The sequence below is a fragment of the Psychromonas sp. SA13A genome (assembly GCF_011378715.1).
In the GTDB taxonomy this organism is placed as follows: Bacteria; Pseudomonadota; Gammaproteobacteria; order Enterobacterales; family Psychromonadaceae; genus Psychromonas.
The window spans coordinates 353,471-375,028 of the sequence record NZ_WTKU01000001.1; the positions used below are offsets into that span (position 1 = coordinate 353,471).

Consider the following 21,558-nt stretch of genomic DNA (forward strand, 5'->3'; position numbering starts at 1 on the left):
TAAAAATACAATTTATAATAAGTATGACTGGGATCTCACTGTTATTTTTGAATTATTTACACATAAAAAAGGAGAGAGACCAACCTCCCAATTTTTAATTTTTAAACTGAAATCGTGAGTGAAAATGTTTACCTTATTAGGGTAATTAGCTAGGCTTATTTGAAATAAGTGAAATAAAGGCTTGAAATGTATTGCGTAAACATAAGCGCAATTGATGATTATCTGATAACAATATGATGGAGCAGATATGTTGCAGCAATCAACAGCCAAAACAAATGGAATTCAACGACCAAAGCGCTTACCAACACCAACACGCAGAATATCCAAACAGTGGGTACCTTGGATATTTATGGCACCAGCCTTAATATTATTCAGTCTCTATGTGCTCTATCCCATCGCTGATAGCTTTATGCTTAGTTTTTATAGTTGGGATGGTCTTGGCGATAAAACTTGGATTGGTTTCGATAATTATATTCAGTTGTTTGACTCAGAAAGCTTCTGGACGGCATTAAAAAATAATATTCTTTGGATGATATTGTTTATGTTAGCTCCGCCGATCGGGTTAGCGATCGCACTGTTTTTAAATCAAGACGTGGCCGGTATACGTTTAGTTAAAGCCCTCTTTTTCTTTCCATTTGTAATTTCCCAAGTAGTTATAGGATTAGTTTTTTCTTGGTTTTATGATCCTAATTTAGGGTTGCTGAATACCATTTTAGATGTTTTTGGTTTTCAGACCATTGCCTTACTGTCTAGCGAAGAATATGTCACCTACGGCATTATTGTTGCGGGTTTATGGCCACAAATAGCGTACTGCATGATTTTGTACCTCACAGGATTAAATAGCCTCAGTCCCGATCAAATAGAAGCGGCACGCTTGGACCGCGCAAAAGGTTTAAAAATGCTGCGTTATATTATTTTACCGCAACTATCACCTGCAACATTTATCGCTGTCGTCGTGACCGTGATAGGTGCACTACGTTCCTTTGACTTAGTGGCAACCATGACAGCCGGCGGACCATGGGGAAGTTCCACAGTACTCGCCTACATGATGTATGAAGAATCTATATTCAATTACCGTATGGGTTATGGCGCTGCCGTTGCCGTTGTGTTGTTTTTGATTATGGCTGTTTATATTGCCTATTTCTTAGTTAATATGTTGAGGAGTGAAAGATAATGTATCCAACACCGATAAAACATGCTTCACCGTTAACCAACATTCTTTATCGTATTTCACTACCGATAACTATTTTATTATGGTTAATGCCTTTAGCAGCGGTAATGATGACTTCGATACGATCCATTCAAGATATTAACCAAGGTAATTATTGGGGTTGGCCCACCAGCTTTAACTTCATTGAAAACTATAATATGGTTTTTCAATCAACAGAGATGGGACAATATTTACTTAACTCCATGATCATCACTCTACCTGCCGTACTCGGTGCGGTCGCTTTATCAACCTTAGCGGGCTTTGCTTTAGCCAAGTATAAATTTAAAGCAAATATTTGGATGTTGGCTATTTTTATTGGTGGTAACTTTGTTCCTTTTCAAATTTTAATGATCCCAGTACGAGACCTCACTATCTCTTTAGGTTTGTATGATACTCACATGGGATTAATCATGTTTCATGTAGCTTTTCAAACCGGCTTTTGTACGCTATTTATGCGTAACTTTATTGTAGGTTTGCCTAATGAATTATTAGAGTCTGCGCGGGTTGATGGCGTTAGTGAGTTTAAAATCTTTTGGTATATTGTTTTACCCTTAGTACGCCCCGCACTTGCAGCACTTTCTGTACTTATTTTTACTTTTATTTGGAATGATTACTTCTGGGCATTGGTATTGGTACAAAGTGATACCGTGCGTCCTGTGACGGCTGGCCTAAGTTCATTGCAGGGCCAATGGCTAGCGTCTTGGAATCTAATTTCAGCGGGTGCAGTCGTGGCCGCATTGCCACCTGTAGCACTCTTTTTTGCCATGCAGCGTCACTTCATTGCAGGGTTAACACTCGGTGCAACCAAAGGATAATAGTGATCTTATAGATCAAGTTTAAATAACCATTGGCGACAAGATGCTGCCATTACTTACAAGGAAAAAATATGAAAAAGTTCAATACAATATTGGCTGCTAGTGCGCTTTCCGTGACGCTATCATCCATGTCCTATGCTGGTAACTTAGTCATCAATTCAGATGCTTCAGATCCAGCACCAAAAGCGGCATTTGGTGAAATAATCACTGCCTTTGAAAAAGAAAATCCAGATATTAAAGTAACTTACAATCTTTATGACCATGAGGGTTATAAAACCACTATTCGTAATTGGTTAGTTACGTCACCACCAGATGTTGTATTTTGGTATGCAGGTAACCGCATGAAGGCATTTGTGGACAAAGGCTTATTTGAAGACGTATCCGATATTTGGAATGCTAACGATATGCACCAAGATTTTGCCAGCTCTAAACCAGCGATGACCATAGATGGGAAACAATGGGGGGTACCTTATACTTATTATCAATGGGGTATTTATTACCGTAAAGATATCTTTGATAAATATGGTATTGCTGAACCCAAAACATGGGATCAATTCCTTGCAGCTAGTGAAACACTGAAAAAAAATAATATTGCACCCGTCGCGATTGGTAGTAAATATCTTTGGACTACGGCCGGTTGGTTTGATTACATTAATTTACGTGTCAATGGCTTAGATTTTCATATGGATCTAATGGATGGAAAAATACCATACACAGACGAACGTGTGAAAAATACCTTCAACACATGGAAACAGATGGTTGAACCTGGCTATTTCCTAGAAAACCATGCCACTTACTCTTGGCAAGAGGCACAGCCTTTCTTATACCGTGGTGAAGCGGCAATGTATTTGATCGGTAACTTCATTACCCCTAACTTCCCAGCAGAATTAGAAGGTAAAATGGCCTTCATGCAATTCCCAGTGATCAACCCAAAAGTTGGTATGGCTGAAGATGCGCCAATGGATACCTTACATATTCCGTCAAAAGCAGCAAACAAAGAAGATGCACGTGCTTTCCTCGCATTTATGGCAAGACCTGAAAACCAAACCTTAGTTAACAAAGCGCTATTACAGATCCCACCGAATAAAAAAGCAAAAGCAGTTGATAATCCTTTCCTAAATAAAGGGGTTACCATGCTTAATAATGCCGATGGAACGGCTCAGTTCTTTGACCGAGATACCGATCCAGGTATGGCTAAAGAAGCAATGAAAGGTTTCCAAGAGTTTATGGTAAAACCAGAGCGACTTGATAGCATTCTTAAACGTTTAGAAAAAGTGCGTAAACGTACTTTTAAAAAATAGATCGCAGATGCTAAATAACTAAATATTTGATAAATAAACATTAAATAATTAGCTAACTAGGCACTACCTCTAGCGTTACTACTTAAAAAGGAGCTGTTAATAACAGTTCCTTTTTTTATGCGGCCATCAAAATAATGCAATGTAGTAGTATTTTCACCTCTACCAATGATAATTAACTAACCTCAATTCTGCTTAATGGAAGTGGAATTATATTGAAATCATAAGATTATATTTTGGGGCTATACCGTGCTGTTAGTTTTGCGTAGTTCAAGGCGAGTTATTACTTGAATTCAACAAGCAATAACTGGTTATTGAGAGGTAATTTAACGAAGAAATAAGCGGAAATAAGAGTGTTGTATCGCTTTGCTTATACAGAACTGAAGTTAACTAGATGACTAAAAATTAAGAAGGGGTTAAGGAGGTAAGACCTGATAAGTAAAATGGCTAAAAACGACTACTACAGCTACTACCACTGAACCGAAACTGAAACGGCTAATTTAAACCAGTAGTACCTCGACCGTTAACAAACGGACTTATAACAGGACACTACGGTCTTTTTTACTAACTAGCCAGCCACAATATATGGGCTAGCGATACTTACCTATTAATCATCAAGATGCATATGCTATCGCCAACACCACACTCAAACGAGGTATACCTGCAATGACCTTACGGGCAGCTAACTACGATAACCTTCTTATTTTACAAATAAAGATTATCGAATTAACACCTCATAGAGCAAGTCATGGAGTAAACACCTTTGCGTTTGTAATACACCTTTGCTCTTGTAATAAATGATGAATGGCATTTTATTGCCTGTTTTTTAACAATTTCTATTATCTGCTTTTTAATAATTTCTTTTGTAGCATAGGTAAAAACAAAGATACGATTATTAATATAAAGAATACCCAACAAATACCAGTAGAAAGGAAAGTACCATAATCCCCTCGCCCCATTAATAGTGCCCTTCTAAAATTACTTTCAGCCATAGGTCCAAGAATCAGTCCTAATATAATAGGTGATGAGGACATTTCTATTTTTTGGAAGAAGTACCCAAGAATGCCAAAAAATAACATAACAATCACATCGAATATATTGTTAGCTAAAGCATATGAACCGACAAAACATAAAAGAAAAATGGTAGGAACCAATATTGACTTTGGAACCGATAAAACCTTGGTAAATAACCGAACGCTGTTTAAACCTAATACCAACATACAAACATTAGCAATCAATAAACCTATAAAAATCGCATATACAATTGGGCCATCGTTTTGAAATAATAAAGGACCGGGCTGTAAACCTTGCACTGTCAGCGCACCTATCATAATAGCAGCAACCGCATCGCCGGGAACACCTAGCGTTAACATTGGTATAAGCGCCCCACCTGTCACACCATTATTGGCAGCTTCAGGTGCTGAAATCGCTTCAGGCAACCCTGTACCAAATTTTTCAGGATGTTTAGACATACTTTTTGCTTGGCCATAGGCGATAAACGAAGCGATATCAGCCCCCACACCAGGAATACTACCAATAAAGGTGCCTAATGAACCAAAAGCAAAACTATTTTTAATAATCACTCCCCAATCTGAACGCTCAGGGAACACTTTTGTGACTTTTCTAGTCGGCGCGGTCTTCTTAAAGATATCTTCGACACCAACAAAGGCTTGGCTCATTGCAAAAAGACCAATCATGACTGGAATAAAATTTATGCCGCTAAAAAGATTCATATTATTAAAGGTGAAACGTAACGTGCCTGTAATATCATCAATTCCTATCGTCGCAATAAGTATCCCAAACGCGCCACTTATCAAACCTAATAGCATTGATTTCCCTGATATGCTCGAGATAACACACAATCCAAACACTGCAAGCATAAAGAATTCAGGCGCACTAAACCTTAGTGCAAATTTAGCTAGTAATGGTGAAATTAGAATCAGGAAAATACAGCTTATAGTGCCACCTAAAAACGAACTGGTAGTCGAAATACCTAGGGCACGCCCAGCCTCTCCCCTGGATGCCATTTTATAACCATCAAGTGCTGTTGCAGCAGAGGCAGGCGTTCCTGGAGTATTAAGTAAAATTGCTGATATAGAACCACCGTATACAGCACCAACATACACGCCAATTAATAATAAAATACTATGTGTTGCATCCATTCCGAAGGTTAAGGGTAAAACTAAAGCAACCCCCATTGTGGTCGTCAGGCCGGGAAGGCATCCAATGCACATTCCTCCTGCGACACCTAATACGATATATAATAAAACAGAGGGTTGTAATACCAAATTTAATGCTTCAGCTAACATATCAACTCCTAAAAAAGCACACCAAATCTAAATGGCACTTTTAAAACATAGTGGAAAACACAATAAATAACTGCGGTGATAGCAAAGGAAGAAATAACTCTGAAATACCATTTATAACTACTAAACCATGTAATAAAGCCATATAACATTACGAAGGTTGATACTGCGAACCCAATAAAAGTCATCGCTATCAAATATATAACTAAAGAGATCATTGATAGATAAACTCTAACTTGCTCTTTCCCAGCGATACCTAGTGGTTTTTTATCCTTATCATTAAAAGATTTAATAGCGACGGTGATTGCAGAGAACAGCATAATTAAAGATATTAATATTGGCCAAGTTCCAGGACCAGGAACACCTTTTCTTGAAGCGGGTAGTTCAAGGGCGAACGCAATAATGAATAGTGATAAAGTGATAAAAACACCTGCTAATACCAATTTTCCTTTTCTCATATAATTCTCACTTAAATCTTTTATGAAGCATTACAACAGAACAAGTGATTAGTCTGCTGTAATGCTTTGTTATTTTAAAATTATAAAGTTGAAATTAGGTTTTTATAAAAATCATCTTCTCTTTTTAATTTCTTAGCGAAACCTTCAGAGTCAATGATTTCAATATCATTGTTAGTATTTTTCATGAATTTAATAAAAGTATCTGTTTCAGCTGCTTTTAAGATTGATTTAGTTAAAAAATCTACTGTTGCTGTCGGCGTACCCACTGGTACTGCATAACCTCTCCATGTTCCAATCACCACATCGTAACCAAGTTCAGTTGCAGTAGGCACATTAGGGGCATCAGCTAATCTATTTGGCGCTAATACTGCTAAAGTTCTTAATGCACCTGCTTTTACTTGAGATGCAACTTCTGCATAAGAAACAGAAACAGCATCTAAATGATGACCAAGTAGTGAGGTAACTGCAGCAGAAGAGCCTTTAAATGGTACATGCGTAAATTCAACACCGGCAGATTGCTCCATCCCTGCACCAGCTAGGTGCCAGATAGAACCTGTTCCTGAATTACCAAAAAGTAGATTGTTCGATTTAGCATCTTTTAATAGGTCATCTAACGTTTTGTATGGAGAGTCAGAAGGGACTGTAATTGCAGCATAACCTGAGTTAACAATTGCCAAAGGAATGAACTGTTTATAATCAATATCGCCACCATTTCCAGTATGTGGAAGCATCACTAACTCTGGCGCAACCATAGTAATAATGCTCCCGTTTGCTTTCGAATGCATACCATATGACATACCAACTGAACCTGCGCCACCAGTTCTATTTTCTACCGCTATTCCATCAGGGAACTCAGGTTTTAAAGCTTCAGCTAATGCTCGACTTACACTATCTGAGCCACCACCTGCTGAGTAAGGGACAATGATTTTTACAGGTCCATCAGGGTAAACATCTTTAGCAGATGCACCAATTGTAACTAATGATAATAACAATAAAGACAGTAGTGATTTTTTCATGTTAATTCCTTTTTTGATTAATACTTTTATTACTAAATGATAAAAAGCCATTTAAAAAATTAAAATAAGCCTTTGAATTTAAAGCAATATGTAGTTTTAGGGTTAAAGGTTTTAAACTAAAAACCTATTTTTCACAGGATAAATATTAGCCTATGACAAGGTTAGGAACTACATAATAAAGCCCAGAAAGGGAAATATCCCACCATCTGGTATCTTCTATTTTGTGTGATCTTGGAAGGAATAATTTTTATGATATTGTGCAAAATTAATACAAATAAATTTAAAGCATTAGCATCTCTTAGATCACCTTAAAATTTTTCAGCAATAAGGAGATGATGAGCTTTAAAGAGACGGTTATGCCTTAATTTTTATAGAAAATTTCCACTCAATGCTGCTATTCGGTTCAACAACTTGGCATAATTTTGAGTCGTATGCATGGGCTGTATCATCATAAATACCAGTACAAGGTTCGATAGCAAAGTTGTAATGCCCTTTATAGGCCCCTTGGTTTTTCCAAATACCTAAATAGGGAACAATATGATGATCAACACTCATTCTGACTTCGATATTATTATCGTTAAAACCAAACAAACTATTCGCACAAAGTTTCTTAGTAAAATAATATTTTTCACAGTTATTTGCAGATTTTGGTTCAAGATACCTTAAATCCAACATTGCCTGCTTAATTGCAATCGGGTAATCGTATACACAACCATAAGGACCTAAACGGCCTCCGCCACATACATTATAAATTTTATCCATATACTCAGGAATGATAAATTGGGTTGTAGCTGTTCCACGAAACAGTGCATGCGGAGTCCATATAAAAGGCAATGATAATACTGATTTATGTAATTGAACTTGATAGGTACTTATTAAGGAATCATCATCAAGGGTAATATTTTTACTAAAAGTGTAATTAAATTTTTCACTATAAACACTAAAGGTCAATGAGCCATTAAGGAGTTGTTCACAATGCCATGGCATTGCCCAAACCTCACCATGGTCAGGCATATTTTGATGATTCCATTCACAACTATCTATACTAGGAAAGCATTCATCGAACCCACTTGAATCATAGTCACTAAATACAGCTCCATAGCTTGGTATAATTAATTCTGTCAAATCAGATTGAAATAATAACTCCTGTTCACCGGACTGATTTTTAGCAATAAGAGATGCTAATTTAGAACCATAGCTTGGTAACCAAGTTGCTCTTATTTTTTCATTCTCAAGGACAACTGAAGCCACCCCTTTATATTCGCTATTGTAAAATTGTGTTTTCATTTTTCCCTTCATTAAAAAAGGGAAGAGCATAAGCACTTCCCTTTTTATTATTAGCTAGGCTCTAGGAAACCAGATGCCCATATCCTGCTCTTCTCTATTTGCCCAAGAGAAATAAGGAATAAACCGCACCGATACTTTTTCTTGATCCTCAAGAATAGGATAATAAAGTTTATCCCCCTGTGGACGGCGTATTAAATCAGCTCTCAGACCAACCATGTTATATGGGAACTCTGGAATTGCTTCTTCGGTAAATAACGTGTCTTTACTAATGACAAGCTCGTCAATAGAAACCCCATTACTAATATCAGAGCTTTCTAGGCAATAAACAACCGAACCACGTTTGATCGCACACATTCCATTAGCTTGCTCTACCATTGGGTTTGCAGCATAAAGTTGAGCTTTCATCGGTAATTTAATCTCTAAAACTTGGCCTTTTTGTACCTCAATTGTATGCATACCTGATGCAATTTTTTGATTATCAAGTGTTGCTTTATTACACCAATTAGGAATACGAAATGTCAGCTCTATTCCATCTTTAGGAGCATCAACCACTTCAATTTTGACATTCTCATCCCATGGATAATCCGTAGTCATTACTATTTTCACCTGACTACCATCAGCAAGCTTGGTGTCTAGATCGGCACCTGCAAACAAGTTAATCGAAACTCCTTTCTCTGCAATCGCATAAATCCACTTAGGCATGCCAGTAAAGGTACGTAACAATTGCGGAGGACAACACCAACAATCAAAGGTAAAGAAGCGTTCATTAGGAACATGCGAATATTGACCAAAAGTAGGTTCAATATGATGATGCGCTTTATGAGCTAAAGGATTGGCATAAAAATAACGCGTCATTTCTAAATTTGAACCTGAAATGCCCGCATTAAATAATATGTTTTCCATCCAATCGCCATATTCAGCTTTATTAGTCAGTAATAACATTCGCTTAGCCCACATTGCGACGGCAATATTGGCGCACGTTTCATTGTATGCTACACGCTGAGGAAGATTGTATTCAGAGGTAAATGCTTCATAAACAGGGTCGCCACGATCTGAATAACCGACATATTGTGGACCAACACCGCCTGTAATATAAATGCGACGTTTAATCAGATCATTCCAAATGCGTTCAATCGCATCAAGCAATGCTTTTTCACCTGTTTGTGCATAAACATCAGCAGCTCCTGCATAAAGGTAAGCCCCAGTTACTGCATGACCAGTCGGGTGAGTTTCATCTCGAAGAGCAACATGATTTTGATTACAATCACCGCCAATTGCAGGATTTTCACCGCGCATTTGAGTGTAAATATCAGCTAACTTTAGATAGTTTTCATTATTAGTTAAACGGTATAACTCAACTAATCCCATAATTTGACTTGGATTAAAACCAAAATGACTTAACTCTGGAGGGCGGGGAGAAAATGTTACCCATAGATAGTCAGCAGCTTTTTTTGCTACATTAAATAGTCGCTCATCTCCGGTAACTTCAAAATGTATGCAAGCCATTGTTAATAAATGACCCATATTATAAAGTTCATGATTTTCAGTATCAGTCCATCGTTCTCTATCGGTTAATAAAGTTTGTGTACCGATATAACCATCCTCTTCTTGAGAGGCTTCAATCCATGGAATATATTTGTTAATGACCGTTAAAATACGTTCATCATTTGTCACAGCATATTGATTGATACAACCCTCAAGAAACTTATAACAGTCACCATCAGACCACTCATTCATATGGAATTTACCTTCAACTTCCCCTGCCGCAATGCCAAAATTAAGCATACGTGCGGCGTTATCATTCGATAGCAACGCCTCCTCTAAGTTAAAAATAATGCCCATATAATCATTAACACGATTAGCCCAAAAACCGGTTGTTAGTTTTGAATCACCTGTTTTTAATGTTTGGAATTTTGAAAAATTATCCATTTTTAAATACCTCAGTTAAATACTTTAATTGCCTACTGCTCTTATAAAACATTGATTTTTATAATTGAAACTATAAAGCTTCCATTACCAAAGTGAGTAATGATTGAATAAACCATTATCACTTTCGACATGTTTTTTTAGTACGCTACTTTTAAATTTCTCACATAATGATCCCATTTCAGGTGTTGCATTAGTGGCTAAATTAATGAGTTCTTGATAATCCGTACGATGGTCGTATAGCTCTTCTTCTTCACTATCTAAATAATAGGTATAACGATAGTTATCATCATATAAGGTAATATTTCTATTTTTCCCACTAGCAGAAAAACAGGTTGCCATCGGTGTGTTGTGTTTAGCTTTAGGGCTTAGAATATCGATACCTTGCAGGTAGTCATCTGGTTTAATACCGACCATAGATAACAACGTAGGAAGTACATCAACATTACTCATTGCCGTATCAATTTTCTTTGGGATTTCAACATGGTCGGCAGCAGGTTTAAGGATAAAAGGCACATGCAGAAGATTATGGAATGCCAAATCTGTTTTACAAATCATATCCAAATCACCAAGAAAATCGCCATGGTCTGAAGTGAAAATGATAATGGTATCGTCGTAGATACCAAGTTGCTTTAATTTATCAACAATAATGCCAACAGACTTATCGATGAGATGCACTGAAGCACTCGTATATCGATACGCTTTAGTAAGATCATCTGACTCAACACTGAATGAATTCATCGCATCAGCGACAGCCTGAGGTTTACCCCCTACTATGTTTTTTTTATCTGAAAAACCAGGGAGTGGAAGATCAACAAACTCTTTTGCAATTTCCTTTGGTGGCGTAAAAGGATGATGAGGATCAGGGTATCCAACGAACATAAATGTTGGTTCATCACTGTCTTTATTTTTTTCTAAATATTGGGATACTTCATCTGCTAACCACATCGAATTATGTTGTTCAGGTGTAAGGTTAGACATGTAAATATCATTACTAATAGAGCCATCTTTAGTATTGGCATCTTCTCCAGGGAAAACTTTATCAATCACGTCAGGGAAATTTTTATGCAACCAACGCCCATAATGGCCACGATTAAAACCACAAGGTTGTTCGCCATGACCTAAAATAAGTTTTCTAGTTTGAAAACCATAATAAGGCTTAGCATCTGTTACTGCATCTTCCTCTTCCCAACGACTATAAGATTCAAAGAAATCATAAGAACGATCGGACAAATGCGGCTCAAGATGAATCTTTCCAAATAAAGCGGTCCGATAGCCATTTTCTCCCATAATATCGGCCATAGTTGGTATTTTATCTTTCACTGATACACCAAAAATACGCTTAAATGTACTGTTATGTTTATCCTCACAACCATTATCTCGACGCCATAATGGAATGCCATTAGAAGAAACGCCATGACCTGGAACATAAAGACCAGTCATCAAACTTGCCCTCGAGGGCATGCACACACTATTAGCAGTAATATGACGAGAAAAATTACAACCTTCAGATGCAAGCGCGTTGATATGCTCTGTGCGAGCAGATGAATTACCATTACAGCCCAAACTGTCAAAGCGTTGCTGATCCGTATGTAGAATAATTATATTTTTTTTCATAAAAAACCTTGATAGAAACTGCCTAAATAAAACAGACCGCTGTTATGAATAACCTTTAAAAGTGACTGTCATAAAAAATATGCCATCAATTACTTACTATGATTGGGGCTGTTACTTTTTTATTCTTCACCATTAAATCTTCAATTTCTTCAATCGATTTGTTTTTTGTCTCTGGCAAAATCATACTCACCAATAAAACGCCTAAGCCACTAAATAATGCATAGGATAAAAATGTATCCGCAGCCCCAAATGTATTTAACTGCCAAGGGAAATAACGTTGTACAAAGAACGCAAATAAACTTGCGATCAAACCAAAGGCAGGAATAGCTGCAGAGCGAATTGAGTTAGGCGTAATTTCAGAAAATACAACCCACATAACAGGCCCAATAGAGAAGAAGAAAGCAATTTTAAATAGGAAAATAGCGGAGATAATTGGCGTCGCACTTACTTTAACAAAGGCTTTTATCAACGCATCTGCATGCAAACGAGTTACTTTTTCGCCATAGTTTTGTTGAAGTAAGTTTTTAAACTCAATATCCGTTTTAAATACCTTACCGATATGTGTTCGTAACGGTGCCACATCAATAATTTTTTCAACTTTAGCAATATTTGCTTCTGTTATTGAATAAGAGGCATTACTAAAATTGTACCAAATAGTAAGATGACTCAAGCTGATTGCTAATAGACCAATAATTAAAATAGGTTTACGACCAATTTTATCAATTAAACTTACTGAAACTAATGCAGATATAATGCTGACAAAACCAAGTAGTGTCGTTTGGAAGAAGGCACTGTTTTCACCTAGTCCAACTTGTTTAAAAATCATCGGTGCATAGAATGAAACAGCCCCCATTCCACTTAAGGATTGAACAATAGCAAGCCCAACACCTATATATAGAACTAGGCGCATATTACTTGATAGTAAGGTTTGTAACTGTTGTTTGATTGGCGTGTTACAAGCTGTTTCTGTAATATTTTTCTTGATTTGAGAAATGACATCTTTTACATCTTCATCTCGGTTGACTAAATTAACAACTTGCTCTGCTTCTTTCTCGCGCCCTTTAATCATTAACCAACGTGGCGATTTAGGTACAATCAATAGGAAAGCAAACCAAATAGCAACAACAGGAATTTCAGTTGCAAACATAGTTCGCCAAACATTCTCTGGAGAGAATAATATTGATTCAGCACTAACATTAAGGATCAGAATATAATTGATAAGGTAAGCGATAAAGAAACCGAGCCCCATCATTACCTGTGCTGCAACGACTAACTTACCACGCATTTTTGCAGGAGCTAATTCACCGACATACATCGAAGCAAGGCTAATTGAGCAGAAAGCCATACCACCAAGCATTCGAGCAAGGGTTAAAGACCAATATCCAACTGCAAATGTTGAAGCGACAGCTGAAAGGAAATACATAAATGCAATTAATAACATCGCATTCTTACGACCTAAACTATGTGCAATTTTACCAGTAAAAAGCAACGCAATAATTGCACCAAATGCTGGTGCACTAACCACTGTTCCTACTTGTAAATCGGTCAAAGAAAATTCAGTTCGAATGAATTTTATAGTTCCGGAAATAAGCCCTGCATCGATACCAAATACAAACCCACTCACAACCAATATAAGTATGTACTTCAATGCACTTTTATCTTTTATATTCATATTAACTCTCTCATAAGTAACATATAAAGGATCACTTTAATTTCAATACACCATTTTCAAAAAACATAAAATTTTGAAAGAGTTGGTGTATTGGAAATAAATAACAAAGCGGATTTTAGCGATCAAGCTGATAATAAACGTGACTAGGATCTCTCTTTAAAAAAACAGAATAATAGTCCCGTTATGTGGAATTAATTGAAAACATTGGACTTTTATCCACTGATTTAACGTGTATTTATCGTTATAGAGAGTTAATTTTTTAACAAACATATAGTTTTTGATCATTTTCCCACTATATGGAACTTTATGTCCTGTATATAGAATTTTAATCATACTCACATTTTTTTGTACAAATAAATGTAACTATCGACTCTAATAAAAGGGGACTCACAATGACTACCAATGTTAGAAATCAATCACTTAACAAGGCTATTTTAGTTGTTGATGCCGTAGCTGATGGCCACCGCCACCTTAAAGGTATTTGCGATCATTTAAATTTACCCAAATCTACTGTGCATCGAATTTTATATGGACTCATTGAAGCGCGATATATTCGAGATGTGAAAGGGATCGGCTTAGTACTTGGCACTAAAATGATTCAATTAGGCAATCGAGCACAAAGAGATATGCCATTAAAAGAGATTGCACACGGTTATCTTTGCGAGTTAGCAGAATTAACTAATGACACCGTGCACTTGGGGATCAAAGATCGAGATGAGATTTTTTATCTAGATAAAGTGCCAGGAAATCGTGCTATTCAACTTCGTTCACAAATCGGTGACCGACTTCCACTAGCTGGTACTGGTGTTGGTAAAGCCTTGATGATAGATATGCCGAAGATGGAGTGGAAACGCTTAATTGACAAAGAAAAGCACTTGGATACGGATCTAATGATTACGAGAATGGAAAAGTATGCAAAGCATGATTACACATTTGATTTAGAAGACAATGAAGAGCTTGTTCGTTGCGTCGCTGTTCCTATCCGTAATAAATATGGCAACATTATAGCGGCCATTTCAGTCACCAGTATTAAACCTTATATGTCTGATGCCAGAATGATTGAATTAATTGAGACTATTACCATCTATAGTAAAAAAATATCTGAAAAATTAAATTAGTAAAATAGAGAATAGAGTAAAATTTCTGAGCAACATTTGTTCTCTATTTAAGATTTTTAATACAGTTAATTTTAAAGAATAAGGCTGCTCACCTATTTATATCCGTTGCCATCAAAGTGAAAAAATCATTAAGCTCTGAGTCATTAGTGCGAAAATTGATATGTTAATCTAACATTCAATAAGCACTCATATGCCTTCATGCAGTGCCTTTTTTTAGTGTCCAAATCAGTGGCTTAATAATGTATTTTGGTTGATGACGGATAGAGTTCATCTAGCATGAGCAATAATTAGACCTTATTTAAGCAACTGATTTGTTAATGATTTTCCTACTTTATTTTAATAGCTTTATTTTAATATTTTTAATTGTGATAACTTGCCATCATCGGCTAATGAATTTTTTACTTTATTTATATTTTCACCCTGCAACAAAATATATTGTCCAAATCGATTAGGTAGTTGATTGGTATGAGTATTAACGAGCTCTCCTAAGCTAGTTAACCATTCTTTAATTTCTGTCAGGTAATTATCTTTTATCTCACTATATTGCTCGTCATTAAATAAATTGTACCTTTCCTCGGGGTCTTTTTCTAAATCGTACAATTCCCCTAAAAATTCTTCACAATCAAAAAATTCTGACATTTTTAATGGATGATCTTCCAATAAAAAATCTTCAAGGGCATGCCCTTCTGGATAAGAAGTTAATTTCCATTTTTTATCACGAACCATCAATGCAGGGGTATTTTGAAGAGAGCCACAATAGTATTGCGCAAATACTTTATCTTTATGGTTCGAAGTATGCTCTCGAATATAGGGTACTAAACTCTTACCATGCACATTTTCAGGGATATCCACATTCAATAAATCTAGTAAAGTTGGCATCAAATCGATTGATTCTACAAAACTTTTTTTACGCGTATTTTCAGCTTCATTATTTGGCATTTTGATTAATAAAGGAGTGTGTATAACCTGATCATACATATAGCCCCACTTCTCAAGAAACCCCTGTTCTCCTAACATGCTGCCATGGTCGGATGTAAAGATGATCAAACTATCGTCATAAAGATCATTTGCTTTTAAATAATCTACAAATATGCCAATACGTTCATCTACATGTGAAACAAGCCCATAATAAGCAGCTTTAGAACGTCTAAAGTCAGCTTCATTAAAAGCTTCAAAGCCACGCACTTTCTTGAAATATTGCTGTAATATTGGTTTATTTTTTAAATTATCAAACATGCTTTCTGGCATAGGTAACGAATCAGGATCGTACATCGATGCAAATGGTTCCGATGGTAAATAAGGAGTGTGTGGATCTAAAATAGATAAGCGGGCAAAAATAGGCTGGTCACTATTTTTAATACTGTCGAGATAGTCTAAATAATGCTTTGTGACCACCGTATCTAAGGTGTGATCTTTATGAGTTGGACGTGTGCCCGACATAATTAGGGAAATATCACCGGGATTTTTTTTATAGGTTGTAGATTGACGCGTTTTTTTATCTGCAATCCCAAAGCAGCTAATCGTTTGCTCAATCTCATCGGTCTCATTCTCGTATGTATTTGAAATATCTATACCAAATTTTTCTGGTGCTATATTGCTATGCCACTTTCCAAAATTAGCAGTAGAATAATTTTGCTCTTTTAATATTTCATAAAATGACTTTTCAGTTTCTAAAGGCTTTAATAAGTTATCAACTGCACCATGACAAAGAGCATGACGACCAGTTGAAATACTAACACGAGAAGGTACACACATCGGTGAACCACAAAATGAGTTTTCAAAGATAACAGAGTCTTTTGCCATCTCATCTATTCTTGGTGTTTTAATAATGTCATTGCCCATAAACCCTAATGCATCTGCGCGCAATTCATCACATAAAACCATAAAAATATTCATCATCTATCCCATTTAAAATTATAAAAGGGAAATACAATATCATTTACCTTACTTTTTAATGTGATATATGTCGCACCATAAACACCAATAAAAACAATCCCATCATATAGAATAAAGTTATTTATCAGCAGCTTACGAAAAATTTCAAGAGTGTAGTTAAAAGGTATGAATCAATCTAATAGTGATTCCAATACAAACTAATATGTTAATGAGATAACCATTTTATAGAGTGGGAAAAATGGTCATCGCTTGATAATAAATATCAATTTATAGGGTGAAATGAGTGAATTATCAAAAAATAACGACCTATTTTTTAGATTTACTCAGCTTTAATGAAAAATATTCCACTATGTGGGATTCGAAATCACAATTTATTGGTGGTGATGGCAATCACAAACTTTTAACACTTTTCACTGTAACTTACAGTGATTATAAATAGATGAAATTCCCTTACCCAGACTAACTACAAAGGAATCTAACAATGAACAAACAAAAAATAAAGCTCATTGGCACAGCCATTTCCCTACTTTTAGCGAGTAATTATTCATATGCAGCTGCCGTTACTTTAGATGTAACAGCATGGAAAGGTAACGAAGCGGAACCAGCAGGTTTTCCTGTATTACTTAAGAAATTTGAACAAGAAAATCCAGATATTAAAATTAAATTAAGCTTTATTAGCCGTGGCGATACCGATGTTGTTATTCCTCCTAGACTTCAAGGCAATAACTCACCCGATGTAATGATGGTTGATATGCCATTAGTTAAAATTTGGGGTGATGCTGGCATGCTGAAAGATTTAAATACTAAGAGTGATTGGTATGGAGATATTGCGCCTGCAATTAAAGAATCTATCGCTCCCAAAGGTAAGTTATATGTTCAACCACTAGAGTTAGTAGGAATGGGCAACTTTATTAACACTGACTTAATGAAAAAAGCAGGTATTGATAAAACGCCTACAACGGTCAATGAACTAATCGACTCTTGTAAGAAACTTAACGATGCAGGTATAAGCCCTATGTTATTTCCTTCAGGTTTATCTGCTCGCCTGTTTGCTTTTGCTAATGGCTTAAGCCGTTCACCATCAAAACCTTGGGAACTAGGTAATGGAACGGCTAGCTTTGTTGATGACCCAGGCTTTAATAAAGCTTTTAGCTTAACCAGAGATTTGATCGCTGCTAATTGTTTTGACCCAAAAATACAAGCAGCTTTAGACCCTTGGACAACCACTCTATCAGAATTTCGAGGTGGTCGAGTTGCGATGGTAATGCATGGCGCGTGGAATATTAAAAGTTTCTCTGAGACTGAAGGGCTTAATTATACTTTAGGTCCAATTCCAACAGATAAAGCAACCGGAACGGCTTTAGATACTTTTGGTATGGGTTGGGCAATCAGCTCTAAAACGAAACACGCAGAAGCTGCTCGTAAGTTCTTAAACTTTTTCGCTGAAGATGAAAATTTAGCGGTATTACTTAAAGATGAATCGGCTTATAGCCCATACATAAAGGGTACTGATGGCGTACCAGCATTAGCTGAAAAATATAATGCAGCTCGTGCGGCCGGTAATATTGTGATGTGGCCTGTTTATATGAACCATTGGCCACAAGCGATGGAATCCGAATCAGTCGATGGCATGGCTTCCTTTTTACTTGATCCAGATATGAGCAGTAAAGAAGTACTTGAAATATGGGATGAAACAGTTGAAGACAGTATGTAATCAATTGTAAACCACGTTAACAATGAGAAAAAGGCTCGCGGATTTTTAACCAGCGAGCCAAATTAATATGGAGGTTGAATTTTGAACAATAAATTAAATATTTACTTATTCACTATTCCTGCTTTGCTTGTATTGTGCATATTTTTTATCTACCCAATTAGTCTTTCTTTGCAAATGAGTTTTACTGACTTTACTGGGGTAGGTATCGGAAATGATGTCGGATTGAAAAACTACGAACGTATTTTTTCTAGATCGCGTTATTTAGATGCGATTACGATCACTTTTGCATTTGCTTTTATAGTTGTTGTTGTACAAAACTTAATCGGGCTATTTTTCGCAACGGCTTTATTTAGGTTACCTAGGATCCGTAATTTTAGCCGTGCAGCTTTATTCACTCCTGCAATGATGTCTTTTGTTATTGTTGGTTATGTATGGCAGTTCATCTACTCGCCATATAGTGGAGGCCTAAATGCAATGTTGGTTTCTATTGGTTTAGAGTCATTTCAACGACCATGGTTAGGCGACCCATCAACGGCATTATTTGCAATTACTGCGGCTCATATCTGGATGTTTGTTGGTTATTCCTGCGCCATATTCTTAGCAGGTTATGCCAATATACCTACCGATATTCAAGAAGCTAGCCGATTAGATGGTGCATCTTCATGGCAGCGTTTTTGTCATATAGAGTTTCCACTTTTGGCGCCAAGCATCACTATTAATATCGTATTAGCAACCATTGGTACATTAAAGACCTTTGAACTCCCTTTTATCATGACCGGTGGTGGTCCTGCAGGTGCAACACGAACTTTAAGTCTAGAAATTATGACCAATTTATTTGGTCGTTATAAATTTGGTTTCGCAAGTGCACTTTCTATTGTCATGCTTATTGTGATTGTTGTGGTTGTAACCTTAATGAATAAATACCTGCGCAATAGGGAGAACAACACATGAGTATCTCCATGAATAAATCTTCATCAGGATCCCCAAAAGGTAACGGTATGAAATTCACTGGTAAAACCGTATTTTCGGCTTCTGCGAATGTGTTTGTACTATTCCTCGTTATTGCGATGCTCATTCCTGTTGCCTATATGATTATGATGTCATTTAGAACCGGTTCGGAAATTGCACAAGATCCACTTGGTTTCCCGACTAGCTTATACTTTGGCAATTACATCAATGCCATGGATAAAATGAATTATTTCCGTAGTGTAGTAAACTCGCTTGGCATTACCTTGTCTGTCACGGCATTAGTTTCATTACTTGGATCTATGGCTGCCTATCCTCTTGCTCGTCGTACTAATGGTTTTTCCAAAGCGGTGATCATGTTAGTTTCCTTGGGTCTTGCGACTCCGAACTTTGTAAACATCACGCCTATTTATATCATCTTTCGGGATTTAGGTTTATTAGACAGTTACGTCGGTATTATTATTGTTTTTACCGCGTTGAACTTACCTTTATCTATTTTCTTTTATACCGGATTTATAAGCTCAGTTCCTAAAGAGCTAGAAGAAGCGGCACGTTTAGACAACTGTAGTAACTGGCAAATATATTGGCACGTGATCCGCCCTTTACTTGGTTCGGCTACAGCAACGTTATCGCTATTTGTGATGTTGATGGTGTGGAATGACTTCATATATCCACTACTTCTGTTAACAGATGAAAGTAAATTTACTGTGATGATTTCAGTTTATCGATTTGTAGGTAATCGAAGTATTGAACCAGATATGCTTTTCCCAGCAGCAGTATTAGGGTCATTACCGTTATTAATACTATTTGGATTTTTCCAACGTCGTATTTTGTCTGGTGTAACTGCAGGTGCAGTGAAATAGAGCAAACGTTATTTAAATCGTAATTGTTAGTGATTTAAATAATTATTTCCGGTTTTGAGCCAACGAGCTCGATAAAGATTAGGTGAGTAAAAAATGGCTAATATTAATTTAAAAAATGTCACTAAAAGCTTTGGTGATGTAAAGATAATTCACGGTATAGACTTAGATATTAATGATGGTGAATTTGTTGTATTTGTTGGACCATCAGGCTGTGGTAAATCTACATTATTAAGACTGATTGCCGGTTTAGAAGATATTACTGACGGCGAAATATATATTGATAATGACTTAGTTAATGATGTAGATCCTGCAAAAAGAGGCGTAGCAATGGTATTTCAAAGCTATGCGCTTTACCCACATAAAACCGTTGAACAAAATATGGGTTTTGGTCTAAAAATGAGTGGCCATGACAAAGCATTCATTGATAAACAAGTTGCGATTGCAGCCAAGTCATTACAACTTGAAGACTTGCTTAAACGCAAACCTAAAGCTTTATCAGGGGGTCAACGTCAACGCGTTGCAATAGGACGAGCCATTGTTCGTAACCCTAAAATATTCTTGTTTGATGAGCCATTATCCAATCTAGATGCGGAGCTAAGAGTAGATATGCGTTTACATATAGCTAAGCTTCATCAAGAACTAAAAAATACGATGGTTTATGTTACACATGACCAAGTAGAAGCGATGACATTAGCCAGTAAAATAGTCGTATTAAGAGCGGGCCAAATTGAGCAAGTTGGTTCGCCACTGGAGCTTTACAATAAGCCAGGTAACTTGTTTGTAGCGGGTTTTATAGGGTCACCAAAGATGAACTTCATACCTTGTACAGTAGAATCTATTGATGAGCAGTTTATCAAGCTAGCCATAATAAATAGCCAACCTATTTATTTACCTAAAACATATAAAAATTTGGTTGATAAAGTCGCTATAGGCAAAAACCTTACCCTTGGTATTCGCCCTGAGCACATACAAATTAATGATAGCCTACCAATTAAGCTTGATTTTCAGAGTGAAGTTGTAGAACGTTTGGGTAATAGTACTTACCTCTTTGGTCAAGCTGCTGGTATTGATGGCTTCCGCGTACATCAAACGGGTGATAGTGAAATTGCACCTTATCAGAAAATTGTATTAAGCTTTGACGTCGAAAGTTGTCATCTATTTGATGATAAAGAGCTTTCACTAACGAGCTAGTGGCATCCTAAAATATGCATTCCCTGCCAAGCTCGTCATGATTTAATCAGGCGAGCTTTTATCTAAATTGTTATGTAATTTATCGTTTAATCCCCAACAATACCTTCTCTAGCAAGACCTATAGTAATCAATAATACTTATCTACTCTTTAAGACGAAAAAGAAGCCCTTTAAAGGCCTCACCACAAGCTAGTTGATACTTATCA

16 protein-coding genes are annotated in these 21,558 nt (G+C 36.5%); 8 read left to right on the plus strand and 8 right to left on the minus strand.

The genetic code is table 11. The features are described from left to right. The first annotated feature begins 247 nt into the window (after positions 1–247). The 3 genes from GQR44_RS01575 (at position 248) to GQR44_RS01585 (ending at position 3,326) form a co-directional block, all read left to right on the plus strand. Positions 248–1,174, plus strand: coding sequence for a sugar ABC transporter permease (locus tag GQR44_RS01575; protein WP_166368542.1), 927 nt, complete (start codon positions 248–250; stop codon positions 1,172–1,174). Next, a complete protein-coding gene (locus GQR44_RS01580; RefSeq protein WP_166368544.1) occupies positions 1,174–2,025 on the plus strand; it encodes a carbohydrate ABC transporter permease in 852 nt (283 codons plus the stop codon). Before GQR44_RS01575 ends, GQR44_RS01580 begins: the two co-directional genes overlap by 1 nt. A gap of 71 nt (positions 2,026–2,096) precedes the next feature. Further along, the gene (locus GQR44_RS01585; RefSeq protein ID WP_166368546.1) at positions 2,097–3,326 is read left to right on the plus strand and encodes an extracellular solute-binding protein; all 1,230 of its coding nucleotides are present in this window, start codon (positions 2,097–2,099) and stop codon (positions 3,324–3,326) included. 836 nt (positions 3,327–4,162) lie between these two features. Here the strand turns inward: GQR44_RS01585 and GQR44_RS01590 are convergent. From GQR44_RS01590 to GQR44_RS01620, 7 genes are all read right to left on the minus strand, one after another. Next, positions 4,163–5,632, minus strand: a complete 1,470-nt coding sequence (locus tag GQR44_RS01590; RefSeq protein WP_166368548.1) for a tripartite tricarboxylate transporter permease — start codon at positions 5,630–5,632, stop codon at positions 4,163–4,165. Positions 5,633–5,640: 8 nt separating this feature from the next. Continuing rightward, the gene (locus tag GQR44_RS01595) at positions 5,641–6,087 is read right to left on the minus strand and encodes a tripartite tricarboxylate transporter TctB family protein (RefSeq protein WP_166368550.1); all 447 of its coding nucleotides are present in this window, start codon (positions 6,085–6,087) and stop codon (positions 5,641–5,643) included. 80 nt (positions 6,088–6,167) lie between these two features. Beyond that, on the minus strand, positions 6,168–7,103 hold the full coding sequence (locus tag GQR44_RS01600; protein ID WP_166368552.1) for a tripartite tricarboxylate transporter substrate binding protein: 936 nt from the start codon (positions 7,101–7,103) through the stop codon (positions 6,168–6,170). 354 nt (positions 7,104–7,457) lie between these two features. Further along, positions 7,458–8,390 carry a DUF5107 domain-containing protein gene (locus tag GQR44_RS01605; protein ID WP_166368554.1) on the minus strand — a complete coding sequence of 311 codons (933 nt, stop codon included), beginning with the start codon at positions 8,388–8,390 and terminating at the stop codon, positions 7,458–7,460. A gap of 54 nt (positions 8,391–8,444) precedes the next feature. Beyond that, the gene (locus GQR44_RS01610) at positions 8,445–10,319 is read right to left on the minus strand and encodes a beta-L-arabinofuranosidase domain-containing protein (protein ID WP_166368556.1); all 1,875 of its coding nucleotides are present in this window, start codon (positions 10,317–10,319) and stop codon (positions 8,445–8,447) included. Between the two features lie 84 nt (positions 10,320–10,403). Then, positions 10,404–11,933: a sulfatase-like hydrolase/transferase gene (locus tag GQR44_RS01615; protein ID WP_166368558.1), complete on the minus strand. Its 1,530-nt coding sequence runs from the start codon at positions 11,931–11,933 to the stop codon at positions 10,404–10,406. Positions 11,934–12,018: 85 nt separating this feature from the next. After that, positions 12,019–13,605, minus strand: a complete 1,587-nt coding sequence (locus GQR44_RS01620) for an MFS transporter (protein WP_166368560.1) — start codon at positions 13,603–13,605, stop codon at positions 12,019–12,021. Between the two features lie 392 nt (positions 13,606–13,997). On the opposite strand from GQR44_RS01620, the gene GQR44_RS01625 reads away from it, so the two are divergent. Beyond that, entirely contained in the window at positions 13,998–14,723 is a 726-nt protein-coding gene (locus tag GQR44_RS01625) for an IclR family transcriptional regulator (protein WP_166368562.1), read from the plus strand. 345 nt (positions 14,724–15,068) lie between these two features. Here GQR44_RS01625 and GQR44_RS01630 read toward each other — a convergent pair whose 3' ends face one another. Next, positions 15,069–16,619 (minus strand): sulfatase-like hydrolase/transferase, encoded by a 1,551-nt coding sequence (locus GQR44_RS01630; RefSeq protein ID WP_166368564.1) that lies wholly within the window; start codon positions 16,617–16,619, stop codon positions 15,069–15,071. Positions 16,620–17,100: 481 nt separating this feature from the next. On the opposite strand from GQR44_RS01630, the gene GQR44_RS01635 reads away from it, so the two are divergent. The 4 genes from GQR44_RS01635 (at position 17,101) to ugpC (ending at position 21,353) form a co-directional block, all read left to right on the plus strand. Continuing rightward, positions 17,101–18,333, plus strand: a complete 1,233-nt coding sequence (locus GQR44_RS01635) for an ABC transporter substrate-binding protein (RefSeq protein WP_166368566.1) — start codon at positions 17,101–17,103, stop codon at positions 18,331–18,333. 81 nt (positions 18,334–18,414) lie between these two features. Continuing rightward, entirely contained in the window at positions 18,415–19,284 is an 870-nt protein-coding gene (locus GQR44_RS01640; RefSeq protein ID WP_205962926.1) for a sugar ABC transporter permease, read from the plus strand. Continuing rightward, complete coding sequence (locus tag GQR44_RS01645) at positions 19,281–20,162, plus strand: carbohydrate ABC transporter permease (protein ID WP_205962927.1); 882 nt, start codon at positions 19,281–19,283, stop codon at positions 20,160–20,162. The genes GQR44_RS01640 and GQR44_RS01645 overlap by 4 nt, the downstream gene beginning before the upstream one ends. 93 nt (positions 20,163–20,255) lie before the next feature. Then, positions 20,256–21,353 (plus strand): sn-glycerol-3-phosphate ABC transporter ATP-binding protein UgpC, encoded by a 1,098-nt coding sequence (gene ugpC / locus GQR44_RS01650; RefSeq protein ID WP_166368568.1) that lies wholly within the window; start codon positions 20,256–20,258, stop codon positions 21,351–21,353. Positions 21,354–21,558: the final 205 nt, after the last annotated feature.

Excerpts from the sequence above, each read along its gene's own strand:
- GQR44_RS01595 (WP_166368550.1), bottom strand. The coding sequence starts at position 6,087 with ATGAGAAAAGGAAAATTGGTATTAGCAGGTGTTTTTATCACTTTATCA.
- GQR44_RS01645 (WP_205962927.1), top strand. The coding sequence starts at position 19,281 with ATGAGTATCTCCATGAATAAATCTTCATCAGGATCCCCAAAAGGTAAC.
- GQR44_RS01580 (WP_166368544.1), top strand. The coding sequence starts at position 1,174 with ATGTATCCAACACCGATAAAACATGCTTCACCGTTAACCAACATTCTT.
- ugpC (WP_166368568.1), top strand. The coding sequence starts at position 20,256 with ATGGCTAATATTAATTTAAAAAATGTCACTAAAAGCTTTGGTGATGTA.
- GQR44_RS01620 (WP_166368560.1), bottom strand. The coding sequence starts at position 13,605 with ATGAATATAAAAGATAAAAGTGCATTGAAGTACATACTTATATTGGTT.
- GQR44_RS01600 (WP_166368552.1), bottom strand. The coding sequence starts at position 7,103 with ATGAAAAAATCACTACTGTCTTTATTGTTATTATCATTAGTTACAATT.
- GQR44_RS01635 (WP_166368566.1), top strand. The coding sequence starts at position 17,101 with ATGAACAAACAAAAAATAAAGCTCATTGGCACAGCCATTTCCCTACTT.
- GQR44_RS01630 (WP_166368564.1), bottom strand. The coding sequence starts at position 16,619 with ATGAATATTTTTATGGTTTTATGTGATGAATTGCGCGCAGATGCATTA.
- GQR44_RS01585 (WP_166368546.1), top strand. The coding sequence starts at position 2,097 with ATGAAAAAGTTCAATACAATATTGGCTGCTAGTGCGCTTTCCGTGACG.
- GQR44_RS01615 (WP_166368558.1), bottom strand. The coding sequence starts at position 11,933 with ATGAAAAAAAATATAATTATTCTACATACGGATCAGCAACGCTTTGAC.
- GQR44_RS01625 (WP_166368562.1), top strand. The coding sequence starts at position 13,998 with ATGACTACCAATGTTAGAAATCAATCACTTAACAAGGCTATTTTAGTT.
- GQR44_RS01575 (WP_166368542.1), top strand. The coding sequence starts at position 248 with ATGTTGCAGCAATCAACAGCCAAAACAAATGGAATTCAACGACCAAAG.
- GQR44_RS01610 (WP_166368556.1), bottom strand. The coding sequence starts at position 10,319 with ATGGATAATTTTTCAAAATTCCAAACATTAAAAACAGGTGATTCAAAA.
- GQR44_RS01605 (WP_166368554.1), bottom strand. The coding sequence starts at position 8,390 with ATGAAAACACAATTTTACAATAGCGAATATAAAGGGGTGGCTTCAGTT.
- GQR44_RS01590 (WP_166368548.1), bottom strand. The coding sequence starts at position 5,632 with ATGTTAGCTGAAGCATTAAATTTGGTATTACAACCCTCTGTTTTATTA.